Below are 17,342 nucleotides of genomic sequence, written 5' to 3' on the forward strand. Positions count from 1 at the left end.
TTTACACTATTTTACCATATAAGAATAAATTAGTTAAAAAAAAATGCTGTTTTTGAAAAAACAAAATAAACAGAAAAAACTAGGAAGAATGACCTTCCTAGCAAGCTTTTACTCTTCTTCGACACCAAGTAGGAAATCAGGGTTTAAATCTTCAAACTCATCATCTAAATTGGTGCCCCATTCATCCTCGTCTCTGCAGTCACGGTGAACCTTAACACAAATCTTTGTTTCCCCAATAACCTCTACCATAAACTCTCTTTCAACGTGTACGATAATTTTGTTCCCATTAGGCGAAATAACTGCTTCACAGCAATTTGGTTGCTGTAAGACACGTGCAATGATTTCTTGATCATCAAAGCAATCAGGATCACGGTATTTAAGCTTAATGACATCTGTATAGGAAACGCGCTCCGTCACAACTTCTGTTCTTGTATTATCGCTAAAGGAGTACCAAACATTGATGTCATAGGAGCCGCTAATTTCTACCGTTTTACCGATTTTTTTCGCCTCGTATTTATGGTTGATAATCCAACATCCTAGGATGCTTGTTGGACTGTGTTCCGGGCGAATCGTATGATTGGACTGAGTGAATTTACGTCCTTTCGCTACGACCGCCTTCGCAAAAATCTCTCTGTATTCTCCCATATCGAGCGAACCCTCCTCATTCATTTTCATTTCATCCTATGCGTGATATTAGACTAGTGTGCGTGAAATATTTCTGCTACAGGATAAAAGTTTAGTCATAATTCATCTTATGCTTTTTTGGGTGGGATGTTCCTAATCGAAAGATAGTTCCTTTATCTTTAACATATTATGCATATCCATAGTCTGTTAGAATAAAAGATATCAACTAGATAGGCATCTAAAAATAAAGTCTTAAGTGAAGAAGATTAAATTTAATCCTGCAAGAAGAACGATATAAGAAGCTAATTTCTTTATGAGGTGGTTTGGTAATTTCTCAAACCAGTGTAAACCAAATTGAACACCTATTAATACTGGAATAATAGCAATTAATACATAAATTCCTAAAACATGATGAAAATCGCCATTTAACAAATGGAGAATAATTGTAAATAGGTTCGTTAATAAAAATACAGTTTGAAGATTAACATTATACTCAATCTTTTCAGAAAATCTAAGTAGAAGATAAATTACAAATACAGGTCCACCAACTGCAAAAACGCCACCAATCATACCACCTAAAAACCCAATGAATGCTGTGAATGTTTTCATTTTTATGATGTTTGAATCTGGGTTAATTGCATCCTTTTTAAAAAGGAAAAAAACAAATCCGATTAAGATTACCCCAAGTAATTTTTTCATAATTAATAAATCCCCAAATTCATTCAAGACAAAAAAGGAACAAATTCTACCTATAATAGCAAACAGTAAGATGTAACTAATTGCTTTCCAGCGAATCGAAGCTCTATATTTATAGACGATTTTTAATGAAATAACTGCTGTCGAAACAAGAACTAATAATGTACTATCCTTTAAAGGTAGTAGTAAAGGTAAAAAACTCATTGAAATCAAACCTAGTCCAAAGCCGCTTACTCCCTGAATAAAACTCCCAATCAATAAGACTGAAATAATGAAAAGTAATTCTCCATCAATACTGGCCACCTCCTAAAAATACAAATATCTTTCATTACAACAAGCAAGAGGCTTATCTCTAAATTGCTTTACATTTTGTTATATTACAGACTGCTTGTCACTATTCTATAAAAATGAGACTTGAGATTAATACTAAAACATGCATATCAAACAAGATAAAAAAATCCAGGCTACTAAAGTAGCCCGGATTTAATATTAATGATTATGGTCATGATCATGGTCGTGATCACAACTACCACTTTGATGTTTCACATTTGCACCAGTTTCAGCACGTAACACGTCTCCGCCAGTGGATTCGATTAATTCATCAGTAACTGTATTAGAAATAGTATTTGCAATTAACTGTAGCAATTCATTTACTTCAACTTGAGATTGTTTAAATTCTTTAACGATTGGAATCGCATCTAGCTCAGCCTCTATAGAAGCAATTTTATTTTCAACACGTTTTAGAGCTTCGGGTTTGCCATAATGTTGAAGGTTCACTGCTTGTTTTTGTAATCCCTTAATTTCGGAAATATATAAGCGAACATTTTCATTAGAATGGATTTGTGCTTCAGCACGTTTAAAGAAATCCACTTCTTCTGTTTCAGCAATCATGCTTGCTAGTTCTTTTGCTCGTGCAACGATTTCATCTTTTGTAAATTTTGCCAACTTAGTTCACCTCAACTAATTCTTCAACCATTTCTCCGTTTAATGACCATGTTTTTGTTTCTGTAATTCTCACTTTAACAATTTTGCCAATAGCAGTTTTAGGAGCTTTAAAATTAACAAGTTTACTTTTACTTGTATAACCAGCTAATACTTCAGGGTTATATTTACTTTCCCCTTCTACAAGTACTTCAACAATTTGCCCTTCGTATTTTTTCATAGCTGCAGCCGACATTTCGTTAACTAGGCTATTTAAGCGTTGTAGACGTTCTTTCTTAACTTCCATAGGTACATTATCTTCCATCTTAGCAGCAGGAGTACCCTCTCGTGGTGAATAAATAAATGTATAAGCTGTTTCAAAACCAACCTCACGATACAAAGACATTGTTTCTTCAAACTGCTCCTCTGTTTCATTTGGATATCCTACAATAATATCAGTCGTAAAGGAAACGTCTGGAATCGCTGCTTTAATTTTAGCCACTAGCTCCAAATATTGTTCGCGAGTATATTTACGAGCCATTATCTTTAAGACCTCAGTAGATCCAGATTGGACTGGAAGGTGAATATGGTTCATCAAGTTTCCACCACTAGCCAACACTTCAATTAAGCGATCATCAAAATCACGTGGATGGCTTGTCATGAAACGGACTCTAGGTATGTCAATTTTACGAATTTCCTGCATTAATTCGCCTAATCCGTATTGAATATCTTCAAAGTCCTTCCCATATGCATTTACATTTTGACCTAGTAAAGTAATTTCTTGATATCCTTGTGCAGCCAACTGACGTACTTCTTGGATTACGTCTTCTGGCCTACGACTTCTCTCTTTACCACGTGTATAGGGAACGATACAATACGTACAGAATTTATCACAGCCGTACATAATGTTTACCCAACCCTTAATATTCCCACGTCGTACTTTCGGTAAGTTCTCAATGACATCGCCTTCTTTTGACCAAACCTCAATAACAGTTTCTTTAGACATATATGCCTCATGAAGAATATTAGGCAAACGATGAATATTATGTGTACCAAATACCATGTCTACTTGTTGATAAGTCTTTAATATTTTGTTCACTACAGATTCTTCTTGTGACATACAACCACAAACACCGATAAGAAGATCAGGTCTTTCTTTTTTCAATGTCTTCAAGTGTCCTAGCTCACCAAATACTTTGTTTTCTGCATTTTCACGAATCGCACATGTATTTAGAAGAATGACATTGGCATCCTCTACTGTTGAAGTAATTTCATAGCCCAATGCCATGAAAATTCCAGCCATTACCTCTGTATCATGCTCGTTCATTTGGCAACCATAAGTACGAATATAAAATTTACGGCCATCTCCCATGTTGCGGAACTGTTCCGAAATTTGAAAATCAGAATGATATTTTACTTCTTCTTTTCCACGCTTCTTAGCATCCTTTAGTGAAGGAGCCTGTAGGACCGTTTCAAAGTATTGGCTATAATCCTTGGCGGATTTTTTGTCCGAAGAATTAGTAGACTCTACTTGTTGAGCTTCTAATCGCTGCTTTTCGTTCATTAGTTGGTAAATCCCCTTTCTAGTAAGTCAATAAAATGTTTGTTTACACGTGCTTTTTGCGTTTGCACATTATTATAGTATAAAGGTTTTATTTCTTTAAAACAATAGAAAAACGTGAGACACAAAAGGGGGATTCTAGTAACACTGTAGGCTATTTTATCGGAAGAACGGATATTTGAAAGTGATAATTATCACGAATTAATCTATTTCTATTAAAGTTAAAAATAATTTACTATCTGGTCAAATATTCACTTCTAGCATTCACCAGAAGAGGCAAGACTATATTCAAATGATGAAAGGAGGAAAAACTAGCTTATGACAGGCCAATATAAAAATCCAATTTTTGGTTATGCTTTTACAAACAATAATGATTCAGAAGCAAATGCAAAATTATCGGAAGACCGCTATGAAATTTATGTGAATAATGATTTTATCGGTTATAAGTCGTTAATGAATACAAGTGATGAATTATCAGATGTAGATGACTTTTTAAAAAGCCAAGGTATTAATGAGTTCCAAAGTCAGCTTGATGGAGACCATTACTATATTTCTGGAAGTGAAGCTGAAAGAATAAAAGATGTATTAAATGTATATTGTCAAAACCGTTAACAAAATCCGTAATATTGGAGAGATTACTATGTCAAAGCGAAATAGAATTCTTGTACCAGAAGCAAAAAAAGGATTAGATGAATTAAAAGCAACTATCGCGAACTCACAAAGTCCAGATTCTGCTAAATTTGAGGTGGCTGAGGAATTAGGTGTTCCATTGAAGCAAGGATATAATGGCGGACTGACTTCACATCAAGCTGGAAAGGTAGGAGGAAAATTAGGTGGAAGTATGGTCCGAGAACTTGTCAAAATGGCTCAGGAAAACTTAAGTAAAAATGGACCTCACTAAGTGATGAGGTCCATTTTTTTAATATGCCTTTGCCCAATATACCATTTGATTTGCTGTTACCCCACAGCAAACACATTTGTCAGAAACGGCTTCCTGTTCAAAAGGCATACAACGTGATGTTGCCCCCGTCTCTTCTTTTACCTTATCCTCACATTCACGATTTCCACACCACATAGCCTTTACAAATCCAGGTTTTGTTTCTAGGTTATTTTTTAAATGGTCTAAATTCGATGCGATAGATGTTCTCTCTTCTCTATGCTTACTAGCTTTTTGAAAAATATTTTTCTGAATGTCATCAAGAATTTGATTTAATTTTTCATCTAATTCTTCCATCGATACTATTATTTTTTCACCAGTATCTCTTCTAGCTAAAATGACTTGACCTTTTTCAATATCTTTTGGTCCTACCTCTAACCTTAAAGGAATTCCCTTCATTTCATACTCATTAAATTTCCAACCTGGCTTTTTATCACTTGCATCAATTTCCACACGGACCGATTTAGATAACCTATCCTTTAATTCATATGCAAAATCTAAAACACCCTCTTTGTGTTGAGCAATTGGCACAATCATCACTTGAGTTGGGGCTACCTTTGGGGGCATCACTAAGCCGCGATCATCCCCATGTACCATGATCATAGCACCGATGATTCGTGTGGTAAATCCCCATGAGGTTTGCTGGACATATTGAAGATTTCCTGCTTGATCGGTAAATTGAATTCCAAATGCCTTTGCAAAACCATCCCCTAAATGATGGGATGTACCTGATTGGAGTGCTTTGCCGTCATGCATTAAACTCTCAATTGTATAGGTGAATTTGGCTCCGGCAAATTTTTCCTTTTCAGTCTTTTGTCCTTTTATGACAGGTATTGCTAGGATATTTTCACAAACATCTGCATACACCTCTAGCATTCTTTTCGTTTCATCATGAGCTTCCTCGTCAGTAGCATGGCAAGTGTGACCTTCCTGCCAAAGAAACTCTAAAGTTCTTAGAAAAGGACGAGTAGTTTTTTCCCATCTAACAACGTTTGCCCATTGATTGTAAAGCTTTGGTAAATCACGGTAAGAATGAATGATATTTTTATAATGCTCGCAAAAAAGTACTTCAGAAGTAGGGCGAACACACCATCGTTCAGTTAGCTCCTCAGACCCACCATGGGTTACCCAAGCCACTTCAGGTGCGAAACCCTCAATATGGTCCTTTTCCTTTTGAAGTAAGCTCTCAGGGATGAATAATGGCATATATACATTCTCATGGCCTGTTTCTTTTATACGATGATCAAGTTCATTTTTAATATTCTCCCATAAGGCATATCCATAAGGTCGAATAATCATCGAACCACGGACACTCGAATAATCAATTAAATCAGCTTTTGTTACAACATCTGTATACCATTGGGCAAAATCTTCATCCATACTAGTAATATCTTTTACAAATTCTTTAGCCATCATGACACCTCAATTTTTATTATTTTTTAACGACAAAAAAAGCCTTAATCCCCTATAAAAGGGACCAAGGCTTGGCGGTACCACCCTAATTTGCAAAGCTTTTGCTTTACACACTCATCTTGATAACGGACATTATCCGCTGTGATCTTCAACTTATCCGATCCAGTGCTCAGAGGCAGGTTCAAGTGTATGTCCATAGGAGCCTTGCAGCAAGTGGCTCCCTCTCTAAAATAGACAATTAAACATTTTACTAATCCTCATCAATGCTCAATATAGTATTTTGCAAAATTATATAGTAGTCAAAATTAAATGTCAACTTACTTACCAATCTTACATTTTAGGTGCTTCCATACCCATTTGTGCCCATTCTTCTTTTGAAGGTCCATAGATACCAGGAATAGTTAAACCCGCTTGACGCATTAAAACCGTCATTTGACCACGGTGGTGTATTTGATGCTGGATTAAAAACTGTAGCATCATCCCATTTGTCATCTCTTGGCCAAAAAAGTCAACAGTTTGAGTTAGATTTTCATCTGTCCATTGATTTACGACCGCATTAAACAATGCCTCAGTTGCTTGGGAATAGCTATCTGCAATAAATTTAGCAGAGGGTGGCACTGGAAAATCTTCACTTTCTGCCACAAAAGCTAAATCTGACCCCGAGGTCATCGAACGAATGGCTGTCACAATATGCCATGAAACTCTTCCTAAAGTCCAATTTTCTTCAGTAATTTCTTGATTAAGTGATTCATCTGTTAGATTATTAAAAAGCTTTAGCGTTATTCCAGACTCGTACAACCATGATTTTAAGAAATCGTTTAATGAATAAAACATATAATATCCTCCTAAATGTATGTATATACTACTAATTCGTTATTCAATAATAATATTCCTGCTTAATTTTGTCGCACTTCCCAGTTTATTTTCACTTATAGATATGAACTAACCTTTTCAATATTCCCAGTTCAATTCATTTTACTACTTCTTTTAATAAAATATTTAGTGATGGCAAGATATTCCCGACTATACGATTTTGGTATAGCAATTGCTGGTGTATCCGCAGGTAATCCTGCTAATTTTAAACCTAAATCCTTTGCAATTAATTTTGCTCGATAAATATGAAAATCATTTGAAACTACTAATCCAGTTGTCAAATTATCTGGTATAAGTTTCATGGAATAGGTGATGTTTTCTACAGTATCGGTTGATTTAGATTCTAAAATAATCCTTTCTTCCTCAACACCTAGCTTTACTAACCCAATTTTAATCGCTAGGGCTTCTGTAATATCCTCCCCATCACCTTTTCCACCAGACGCAATAGCAATAGTAGTTTGATTGTCTTTTAAATATTGTGCAGCAGCATCTATCCTGTATTGAAGTGCTAAGGACGGTGTTGTACCTTTTACTCTTGCCCCAAGAATAATCATATAATCTACGTCTTTAGGAGCAACTAATAAACTATGCTCCCTTATTTTTAAATGTAAATAACCAAAATAGATAGAAATGAATAAAAAGACCGAAATAATTAGAATGACAATTTTTTTCTTCTTTTTCATTTTCTCAATCCAATCATATTTTATTTATTAGCTTTTCTCATAAAAAAATCCCGAGATTTACATCACGGGATTTTTTTACTTAATTATACGAATTCTGCTACTAGCTTATCAAAATGCGCTTGATCAAGTTTAAGATCAGATTGCGATAGAGGTTTTTCTGAATAACCTTGAACTAATTCTTGATACGATTTACGTTCTTTATCTTGGTAAATTAATCCTGTTACAAGACCATTATGTTTCATTAATGTTTGCATAGCCATTTCACGACTTGAAGAATCATAGCCTTCAACATCAGATAGCTTTGTTAAGTTTTCTTTAAACCAATCGTAAGTGTTTACTTTATTATAAGTTACACAAGGACTAAATACGTTGATTAAAGAGAAGCCTTTATGATTCAAACCTGCTTCAATTAATGCAGTTAAATCTTTTAAATCAGTTGAGAAACTTTGTGCAACAAACGTTGCCCCTACTGTTAATGCTGTTTCCATTGGAGAAATCGCTTGTTCGATTGATCCATTTGGAGTAGATTTTGTTTTAAAACCTGTAGCAGAACGTGGAGAAGTTTGTCCTTTTGTTAAACCGTAAATTTGGTTATCCATTACGATATAAGTGATATCTACATTACGACGGATTGCATGAATTGTGTGACCCATACCAATCGCAAAACCATCACCATCACCACCAGATGCGATAACAGTTAAGTCGCGGTTTGCCATTTTAACACCTTGTGCAATAGGTAATGAACGTCCATGGATACCATGGAATCCATAAGAATTGATATAACCAGAAATACGACCAGAACATCCGATACCTGAAATTACTGCTAAGTTTTCAGGTTCTAAACCAACATTAGCAGCTGCACGTTGAATAGCAGCCTGTACAGAGAAGTCGCCACAGCCTGGGCACCAGTTCGGTTTTACATCGTTACGAAATTCTTTAAAAGTGGCCACTCTAGAACAACTCCTTACATTTTGTGTGTACTTCATGTGGTAGGAACGGATTTCCGTCATACTTTAAGATTTTATGCATTTTTTCATGTTGGCTAACATTCATTTTCATAATGTTTGCTAATTGGCCAGTTGCATTATTTTCAATGATAGCAATTTTCTTTGCAGATTTAATTAGTGGCATAATTTCATCTGTTGGGAATGGGTGAATTAAACGCACATGTGCATGATTCACTTTAATTCCGTCGGCTTCTAAACGGCTCATTGCTTCTTCAATTGCACCACGAGTTGAATTGAAACCAACGATTAATAGATCAGCTTCTTCATGTGGAGCATTTTTATATACAGGTGTATTAAAACGAATATTTTCAACTTTACGGAATCGCTTATCCATTTGGGCATTTCTATTTGTAGCTGACTCAGACGGCTTTCCAGTTTCGTCGTGCTCTACTCCAGTAACATGGTGGATACCATTTTTCATACCTGGAATTACACGTGGTGAAACGCCATCTTCTGTTACTTCAAAACGTTTAAAATAGCCTTTGTTAGCGATTTCTGGTAATTCACCAGTTAATAGCTTTCCGCGTCTGATTTCAACTTTATCAAGTTCTAAAGGTTCAACAGTCTGTTTACCTAATGATAATTGAAGATCCGTTAACACGATAACTGGACATTGGTACTCTTCAGCAAGGTTTAATGCCTCAGCTGTATCGTAGAATGCCTCTTGAACAGTACTTGGTGCCATAACGATTTTCGGAATTTCACCATGTGTTCCATAAATCATCGCCATTAAATCTGATTGTTCTTGTTTTGTAGGTAATCCTGTTGACGGGCCTCCACGTTGTGTATCAATGATTACTAGCGGTTGCTCAGTTATTCCAGATAAACCGATTGCCTCCATTTTAAGAGATAATCCAGGTCCAGCTGAAGCTGTGATTGCACGTACACCACCGTAATTTGCCCCAATTGTCATAGTAACAGCTGCAATTTCATCTTCCGTTTGGATAACCGTTCCACCCAATGCAGGGAGGTTTTTAATTAAATATTCCATAATTTCAGAAGCTGGTGTAATTGGATAAGCAGCCATAAAGCGTGTACCGCCAGCTAAAGCTCCTAATGCGATTGCGTCATTACCAATCATAAATAAACGTTTTTTACCATCAGCCTTTTCTAACTGCATAGTTTCAACGTCACCAAGCTCTTTTTTCATATAATCAAAGCCAGCTTGAATGGCTTCCATATTTTTATCAACAACCTGTTGACCTTTACGACCAAAGATTTCTTTTACTACTTCTTCAAAAACTTTAATATCAAGGTCTAAAACTGCAGAAGTTGCTCCGATCGCAACCATGTTTTTCATAAGGGATGTTCCTAGTTCAGTTGCAATTTCTGTAAATGGTACCGCATACAAAGTTGCATTTGTATCTTCAGGCTTTTTAGGATCGAATTTCGAATCAGCCATCATAACACCATGGTCATGTAGCTCTTTGTAATTTAGATCAATTGTTTCTTGGTCAAAAGCAACAAGTACATCCAAATCGTCTGAAATAGAACGAACTTCTGTAGTGCTTACACGGATCTTATTGTTCGTATGTCCACCTTTAATACGTGATGAAAAGTGGCGATAACCATACAAGTAATATCCTAATCGGTTAAGTGCGATAGAAAATATTTCTCCGGTACTTTCAATACCTTCCCCTTGTTGCCCGCCAACTTTCCATGAAAGTTGCTTAATCATGACTTACACCCCTTTAGATATGTAAAAAACGTTATTATAGTAATGATAGTACTTAGCTTCCTTGGAATTAGACATTGAAATTCACAAGTCAATAATTTGGAAGGGTACTAAACGATTACAATTCTAGACCTATGAGCCCAAAAATGCAACCCTTTAACCTTAAATAATGAACAAAATAGGAATATTTTTTGATTTTTTAAAATAGGAATATATTTTTCTAAAAATTCAAAATTGGATAAATTAAAAACACATAAACCCATATACTAATGTTGTCCACAAATATAAAGGTAGCAAGAACAAATCAAAAGTATAGTATTCTTATATAAGACTGCTGACTCATAAAAGGAGGACCCACTTAAATAGTGAGTCCTCCTAGAAAACTTTTACTTTTATCTTGGTTCTACGATTAGTTTGATGGCTGTACGTTCTTCTCCATCAATCTTAATATCGGTAAATGCTGGGATACAAATTAAATCAACCCCGCTAGGTGCCACAAATCCTCTTGCAATCGCTACTGCCTTTACAGCTTGATTTAATGCACCCGCACCAATTGCTTGAATTTCTGCAGCACCCCGTTCACGCAGAACCCCGGCAAGCGCACCAGCTACCGAATTAGGATTAGATTTTGCTGAAACTTTTAAGATTTCCATTCCTAGCTCCTCCTTGTTTAATCCCGATAGGTGCATGTTTCTCCATGTACAATCAGGTAAATTAACAACTGATTAATAGGCTTTTTAACAACTCCCATTAATCGAAAGTGGATATAATCGGGTACTAAATGGGCAATTGGCAATTAAAGCACTAGCTTGCTTTAGTACTGATAAATCGTTCCACTGCTACTATATTCGAGGATAAAAACACATATTCCAGCTTGGACAAAATTTGTTAAAATAATAGAATTATTCTTTCATAACATAAAGAAACCTCCCAGTTATAGGAGGTTTCTTTATGTTATGAATAAAACGGCTTATCGTCATTGATTAATATTCGTTCGATTTTCTTTGCAAAGCCTGTTTTTTGATCAATTTCTATAAGTGCTGCGCTTAATAAAGCTCTTCCTGTTTTCGGCACTTCAAACCTGACTGGTAAATTTGTCAAAAACCTTTTAATAACTAAGTCCTTATCAACACCTAATATACCGTCATATGGCCCTGTCATACCAACATCAGTTAAGTAGGCCGTACCGTTAGGTAATATGCGATTGTCAGATGTTTGTACGTGGGTGTGCGTCCCAATTACTGCGGAAACACGACCATCTAAATACCAACCCATTGCCTGTTTTTCACTAGTAGCTTCTGCATGAAAATCAACAAAAATAATCGACGTCCTCTTTTTAGCTTGCTCTATCAATTCATCCGCTTTTTTAAATGGACAATCTATTGCAGCCATAAAAGTTCTGCCTTGTAAGCTAATAACAGCTACTTCAAGATCATTCATTTTCAGGTACACTATTCCTTTACCAGGATTCTCTTCAGGAAAATTAGCTGGTCTGACTAGATATTTTGCTTGGTCAATAAATTCAAAAATTTCTCGATTATCCCAAGTATGATTCCCCAAGGTGACGGCTTGTGCGCCAACCTCTAAAAATTGACGATATATTTCATTAGTAATCCCTTTTCCACCTGCAGCGTTTTCACCATTAATGATAGTTATATGAGGACGGTATTTTTCTTTCAATTTTGGAACGTATTCTTTTACCATTTCACGACCAGGTGACCCAACAACATCACCAACAAATAAAATATACATATAGGTTTCCTTTCTAAAAAAGCTTTTTTATACTTTACCACAAGGTTAGCACTTCTATTATTAGAAATCCTATGACCTGTATAAAAATAATAAAGCGATGCAAATGCACCGCTTTATTAATGTTTTATTTTGCATATTCTACGGCACGTGTTTCACGTATCACCGTTACTTTAATATGACCAGGATAATCTAGCTCTTCTTCTATCCGTTTACGAATATCACGGGCTAAACGATGTGCAGCTAAATCATCAATTGCTTCTGGTTTTACCATAATACGGATTTCACGACCTGCTTGAATCGCAAAGGATTTTTCAACGCCTTCATAAGACTCTGATATTTCCTCTAGCTTTTCTAAGCGACGAATATAATTTTCTAAAGTTTCACTTCTTGCCCCTGGTCTAGCCGCGGACAATGCATCTGCAGCTGCAACAAGTACAGCTATAACTGATGTGGGTTCTGTATCACCATGATGAGAAGCGATACTGTTTATAACAACGGCATTTTCCTTATACTTTGTTGCAAGCTCAACACCAATTTCAACATGGCTACCTTCAACCTCATGATCGATTGCCTTACCTATATCATGTAGAAGACCTGCACGTCTTGCCAACGTTACATCTTCCCCAAGTTCAGCTGCTAACAGACCTGCTAGGTAAGCGACCTCTGTTGAATGTTTTAATACATTTTGACCATAACTAGTACGGTATTTTAAACGACCTAGAATTTTAATTAAGTCTGGATGTAATCCATGTACACCAACTTCAAAAGTGGTTTGCTCACCGATTTCTCGGATATGTTCATCCACTTCACGGCGTGCTTTGTCAACCATTTCCTCGATACGTGCAGGATGGATTCGGCCATCTTGAACAAGCTTATCTAAGGCTAGGCGCGCTGTCTCACGTCTAATTGGGTCAAATCCGGATAAAATAACTGCTTCCGGAGTATCATCGATAATTAAATCAATTCCAGTAAGTGTTTCAAGAGTCCTGATATTGCGTCCTTCACGACCGATAATCCGACCTTTCATTTCATCATTAGGTAGGTTTACGACAGATACTGTAGTTTCTGCTACATGATCGGCTGCGCAACGCTGGATGGCTAGAGAAAGAATTTCTTTCGCCTTTTTATCGGATTCTTCTTTTGCACGACTTTCAGATTCTTTTACGATTAGTGCGATATCATGTGAAAGTTCTTGCTCGACACGGTCCAAAATAATTGCTTTTGCTTCATCTCTGGTTAAGCTGGAGATTCGTTCGAGTTCAGTTTGCTGTAATCGTACCATCTCGTCCACTTTGCTTTCCATCTCTTCAATATGCTGTTGTCTTTGGTTAAGAGAGTCATCTTTTTTCTCCAATTGAGTTTCACGTTTATTCAACGATTCATCCTTTCGGTCAAGATTCTCCTCTTTTTGCAGTAAACGATTTTCTTGTTTTTGCAGTTCATTTCTTCGTTCACGAACATCTCGTTCTGCTTCTGTACGAAGCTTGTGAATTTCATCCTTTGCTTCTAGCAAAGCTTCCTTTTTTAATGCATCCGCTTCACGTTTGCCTTCATCAAGAATTTGCTCTGCGGCACTCTTTGCACCAGCAATTTTTGCTTCCGCAGTGGATTTTCGAATAAAATAGCCAACAACTGCACCGACGATAAGGCTCAGCAAAATGGAGATGATGATTGTAATATTGTCCATCGTTACACCTCCTCTTGCTATGAACTATTTACGTTTTTAAGTGTCGGCATGTACATTGTTATATCTCAATATACAGCACAAGGCTTTTATACCTTTCAAAACTCATAAAAAATGTAAAATATACATATTTAATTGTATAGCTGCATATAGGGCATTGTCAAGGGTTTGTCTATTTAGGACTAGAAATATATAGAATAGATAATAATGATTTCTATTGTTTTTTGGGGTGAAAAATAGTTATTAATGTGCTTTTCATTATTTTTATATACAGTAAAGAGGACTAGAAAAATCTAGCCCTCTTGAATTTAATCTTCTAAAAGTTCAAACTGATCATCTTCTTCTACTTCTTCTGTAACTATTTTTTCACCATCAAGTCCAAAATGTTCACGGATTTTCGTCTGAATCTCCAAACGTATGGAAGGATTTTCCTTCAAGAATAACTTTGCATTCTCGCGCCCCTGCCCTATACGTTCATTGTTATAGGAATACCATGACCCACTCTTTAGAACGATATCAAGCTCTGATCCAATATCGACAATTTCGCCTTCTTTAGAAATACCTTCTCCATACATAATATCAACTTCAGCCGTACGGAATGGAGGCGCCACTTTATTTTTAACAATTTTAATTTTTGTTTTATTACCAACAATATCGGTACCCTGCTTTATTGCTTCAGCTCTACGCACTTCAAGACGTACTGTTGAATAGAACTTTAATGCGCGACCACCAGGTGTCGTCTCAGGATTACCAAACATAACCCCAATTTTCTCACGAACTTGGTTTATGAAAATAGCAATTGTATTCGACTTATTAATAGCACCGGAAAGCTTACGTAATGCCTGTGACATTAAGCGAGCTTGCAGACCCATATGAGAATCTCCCATTTCACCCTCAATTTCTGCTTTTGGTACTAGCGCTGCTACAGAGTCAACAACGATAATATCAATTGCCCCACTTCGAACAAGTGCTTCAGCAATCTCTAATGCCTGCTCCCCAGTATCTGGCTGAGATAAAAGTAACTCATCAATATTAACGCCAAGTTTTTGTGCATAACTAGGGTCTAGAGCATGCTCTGCGTCTATGAATGCAGCTTGTCCACCACCAGCTTGTACCTCTGCAATAGCATGCAGGGCAACAGTTGTTTTACCAGAGCTCTCAGGTCCATATACTTCAATAATTCGTCCACGTGGATATCCACCTACACCAAGAGCTGCATCAAGTGCTAATGATCCACTAGGAGAGGTTGATATTCTTCGGTCTGTTTGCTCCCCAAGTTTCATAACAGAACCTTTACCGAATTGCTTTTCTATTTGTTTCAGCGCCATTTCTAAGGCTGCTTTACGATCACTCACTTTATTTTCCTCCTTTAAATGATGTGAGAATAACCTATTTTCTAGCTTTCTCTCATCTTTTCCCTAACACTACTATAAACGTTTTTTTATAGTTTGTCGAGCAAAAAAACGAACACCTATTCGATTATTTTTTGGTAATAAATAGCCTCAAAATAATAGAATGAGAGAAGAAATTAACATTTTTATAAACATATACTCTCTAAAACACAAATTTAACAATTCGTCTGAAAAATAAAAACACAAGTGAGCTTCAGGATTGCTCAACTTGTGCATTAGTTAAATATTGCTTCAAAAAATGACAGCCAAATTTTACTGCTCTAGTACGGATGGCTTCTCTACTTCCAGCTAATTCTACCTTTTCAACAATTGGTTCATTGCCTTTCAAATAAATACCAATATATACTGTTCCAACAGGCTTGCCCTCAGATTCACTTGGACCAGCCACACCAGTGAAACTAATTCCTATATTAGAATTTAATTTATTAGCAACGTTTATTGCTAAGTCTCTTGCACATTCTTCACTCACAGCGCCCACTTGTTCAATTGTTAATGGATTTATATCAAGCAAGTCCATTTTTACTTCATTCGAATAACAAACTATCCCACCTTTTAAAAGATCGCCTGCCCCAGGTATTGCAGTAAATTGCTCCTGAAACTTACCACCTGTTAAACTTTCTGCACAAGCAATGGTTAATCCTTTAGTTTTTAAACTCGAAAAAGCTTCATCCATAAGGGATGTTGTATCATAGCCATAGAAAAATTGACCAACTCTTGAGCGTATTTTCTTTTCCACATCATCAATTAAACTTATTGCTTCATTTTTGTCTGGATGTTTCGCTGTTAACCTTAATGTCACTTCTCCATCTGAAGCTAAAGGAGCAATAGTAGGGTTAGTTTGAGAGTCAATTAAGTCTTCAATTTCTGTTTCTAATGCAGCCTCACCTATCCCAAAGAACCGTAGGACACGCGAGATGATTTCCTCATTAGTGTCAAGTTGCTTTAATAGAGTTTGACGGCCATAAGTCATAAACATCGGTTCCATTTCCTTCGGTGGACCAGGTAAAAGAATATAGATTTTCTCATTTTGTTTATAAAGCATCCCCGGAGCCATCCCATTATCATTTTGAAGTACATGACAATTTTCAAGAACAAGTGCTTGTTTTTTATTATTATCCGTCATAATTCGTCTCGTACGAGCAAAAAACTGCTCAATTGAATGAAGGGCGAACGGATTCATAACAAGTTTTGTGTTTAAATGTTTTGCTATTGTTTCTTTAGTCAAATCATCCTTTGTTGGTCCGAGGCCGCCTGTTAAAAGAATAATATCTGCTCTAGCTTCTGCATTTGTTAATGCTTGTTTAAGCCTATCGGGATTATCTCCTACAACTGTATGAAAATAAACATTAACCCCTAACTCCGCTAATTGTTGTGATAAAAAACGGGCATTCGTATTCACGATTTGCCCTAACAATAATTCTGACCCAACTGCTATGATTTCTGCATTCATTTTTTAGTTGTCCCCCTTATAACCAGAAAAGACTATTTAGAGTTTATAAATACTTCTTTATTTTTCACAAAATAATCCACGCCTGACCAAACCGTGAAAATCAATGCAATCCAAAGGGAAATTTCATCAAATGGAATTGAAAGTAACTCAAAAATAGTATTATGTAATAAAAAGGCAGAAATAGCAACAATTTGTGCCCACATTTTGATTTTACCTAGTGTTTTTGCTGCTGCTACTTCACCCTGGTCTGCTAAAACTAATCTAAGACCAGTTACTGCGAATTCACGACTAATGATCACAATTGCAATCCAAGAATCTATGTAACGAAGTTCTACTAACACAATTAACGCAGCAGATACTAGAAGCTTGTCTGCTAATGGGTCTAAAAACTTACCTAGATTGGTTACTAGATTGTGCTTCCTAGCGTAGTGGCCATCTACCCAATCTGTCGAAGCAGCAAAAATAAAAATTAATGCACCGACAAAGTGTGTAACTGGCATATCAACACCTAGAAAATACATATCTCCCCAATTGAAGGGGAAAAGCATTATGATTAAAAATAAGGGGATTAATAAAATCCTTGAAACTGTAATCTTATTTGGGATATTCATCCACAATAACCTCCAATTGCCATTTTAAACATGCGGAAGAATA

At 36.2% G+C, this 17,342-nt stretch carries 17 protein-coding genes and 1 other annotated feature; of the genes, 2 read left to right on the top strand and 15 right to left on the bottom strand.

Annotated features, from left to right (window positions below):
* Positions 1 to 108: 108 nt before the first annotated feature.
* The 4 genes from LRP83_RS05235 to miaB form a co-directional block, all read right to left on the bottom strand.
* A complete protein-coding gene (locus LRP83_RS05235) occupies positions 109 to 645 on the bottom strand; it encodes an outer spore coat protein CotE (protein WP_230495790.1) in 537 nt (178 codons plus the stop codon).
* A 231-nt stretch (positions 646 to 876) separates the two neighbouring features.
* Complete coding sequence (locus LRP83_RS05240) at positions 877 to 1,623, bottom strand: sulfite exporter TauE/SafE family protein (protein WP_230495629.1); 747 nt, start codon at positions 1,621 to 1,623, stop codon at positions 877 to 879.
* 186 nt (positions 1,624 to 1,809) lie between these two features.
* Positions 1,810 to 2,265 (bottom strand): YlbF/YmcA family competence regulator, encoded by a 456-nt coding sequence (locus LRP83_RS05245; RefSeq protein ID WP_230495630.1) that lies wholly within the window; start codon positions 2,263 to 2,265, stop codon positions 1,810 to 1,812.
* 1 nt (position 2,266) lies between these two features.
* Positions 2,267 to 3,805, bottom strand: coding sequence for a tRNA (N6-isopentenyl adenosine(37)-C2)-methylthiotransferase MiaB (gene miaB, locus LRP83_RS05250; protein ID WP_230495631.1), 1,539 nt, complete (start codon positions 3,803 to 3,805; stop codon positions 2,267 to 2,269).
* 315 nt (positions 3,806 to 4,120) lie between these two features.
* Between miaB and LRP83_RS05255 the strand changes: the two genes are divergently transcribed.
* Both LRP83_RS05255 and LRP83_RS05260 read left to right on the top strand, forming a co-directional pair.
* Positions 4,121 to 4,414 (top strand): hypothetical protein, encoded by a 294-nt coding sequence (locus LRP83_RS05255; protein ID WP_230495632.1) that lies wholly within the window; start codon positions 4,121 to 4,123, stop codon positions 4,412 to 4,414.
* Between the two features lie 28 nt (positions 4,415 to 4,442).
* Positions 4,443 to 4,703, top strand: coding sequence for an alpha/beta-type small acid-soluble spore protein (locus tag LRP83_RS05260; RefSeq protein ID WP_230495633.1), 261 nt, complete (start codon positions 4,443 to 4,445; stop codon positions 4,701 to 4,703).
* Positions 4,704 to 4,721: 18 nt separating this feature from the next.
* Here the strand turns inward: LRP83_RS05260 and proS are convergent, their stop codons facing one another.
* From proS to pgsA, 11 genes are all read right to left on the bottom strand, one after another.
* On the bottom strand, positions 4,722 to 6,155 hold the full coding sequence (gene proS, locus LRP83_RS05265; protein WP_290369494.1) for a proline--tRNA ligase: 1,434 nt from the start codon (positions 6,153 to 6,155) through the stop codon (positions 4,722 to 4,724).
* A 53-nt stretch (positions 6,156 to 6,208) separates the two neighbouring features.
* Positions 6,209 to 6,425 (bottom strand) — a binding site (T-box leader).
* Between the two features lie 57 nt (positions 6,426 to 6,482).
* On the bottom strand, positions 6,483 to 6,986 hold the full coding sequence (locus tag LRP83_RS05270) for a DinB family protein (protein ID WP_230495635.1): 504 nt from the start codon (positions 6,984 to 6,986) through the stop codon (positions 6,483 to 6,485).
* 131 nt (positions 6,987 to 7,117) lie between these two features.
* On the bottom strand, positions 7,118 to 7,708 hold the full coding sequence (locus tag LRP83_RS05275; RefSeq protein ID WP_230495636.1) for a YdcF family protein: 591 nt from the start codon (positions 7,706 to 7,708) through the stop codon (positions 7,118 to 7,120).
* A gap of 83 nt (positions 7,709 to 7,791) precedes the next feature.
* Positions 7,792 to 8,658, bottom strand: coding sequence for a 2-oxoacid:ferredoxin oxidoreductase subunit beta (locus LRP83_RS05280; protein ID WP_230495637.1), 867 nt, complete (start codon positions 8,656 to 8,658; stop codon positions 7,792 to 7,794).
* Position 8,659: 1 nt separating this feature from the next.
* Positions 8,660 to 10,393: a 2-oxoacid:acceptor oxidoreductase subunit alpha gene (locus tag LRP83_RS05285; RefSeq protein ID WP_230495638.1), complete on the bottom strand. Its 1,734-nt coding sequence runs from the start codon at positions 10,391 to 10,393 to the stop codon at positions 8,660 to 8,662.
* Between the two features lie 389 nt (positions 10,394 to 10,782).
* The gene (gene spoVS / locus LRP83_RS05290) at positions 10,783 to 11,043 is read right to left on the bottom strand and encodes a stage V sporulation protein SpoVS (RefSeq protein WP_026692408.1); all 261 of its coding nucleotides are present in this window, start codon (positions 11,041 to 11,043) and stop codon (positions 10,783 to 10,785) included.
* Positions 11,044 to 11,344: 301 nt separating this feature from the next.
* Entirely contained in the window at positions 11,345 to 12,142 is a 798-nt protein-coding gene (locus LRP83_RS05295) for a TIGR00282 family metallophosphoesterase (RefSeq protein ID WP_230495639.1), read from the bottom strand.
* Positions 12,143 to 12,266: 124 nt separating this feature from the next.
* Positions 12,267 to 13,829 (bottom strand): ribonuclease Y, encoded by a 1,563-nt coding sequence (rny, locus tag LRP83_RS05300; protein ID WP_230495640.1) that lies wholly within the window; start codon positions 13,827 to 13,829, stop codon positions 12,267 to 12,269.
* 305 nt (positions 13,830 to 14,134) lie between these two features.
* Positions 14,135 to 15,181, bottom strand: a complete 1,047-nt coding sequence (recA, locus tag LRP83_RS05305; RefSeq protein ID WP_290369495.1) for a recombinase RecA — start codon at positions 15,179 to 15,181, stop codon at positions 14,135 to 14,137.
* A 250-nt stretch (positions 15,182 to 15,431) separates the two neighbouring features.
* Positions 15,432 to 16,688 carry a competence/damage-inducible protein A gene (locus LRP83_RS05310; protein WP_230495641.1) on the bottom strand — a complete coding sequence of 419 codons (1,257 nt, stop codon included), beginning with the start codon at positions 16,686 to 16,688 and terminating at the stop codon, positions 15,432 to 15,434.
* A 32-nt stretch (positions 16,689 to 16,720) separates the two neighbouring features.
* Positions 16,721 to 17,299: a CDP-diacylglycerol--glycerol-3-phosphate 3-phosphatidyltransferase gene (pgsA, locus tag LRP83_RS05315; RefSeq protein WP_230495642.1), complete on the bottom strand. Its 579-nt coding sequence runs from the start codon at positions 17,297 to 17,299 to the stop codon at positions 16,721 to 16,723.
* Positions 17,300 to 17,342: the final 43 nt, after the last annotated feature.

It is taken from the genome of Pseudoneobacillus rhizosphaerae (genome assembly GCF_917563885.1).
Taxonomy (GTDB): domain Bacteria; phylum Bacillota; class Bacilli; order Bacillales; family Cytobacillaceae; genus Pseudoneobacillus; species Pseudoneobacillus rhizosphaerae.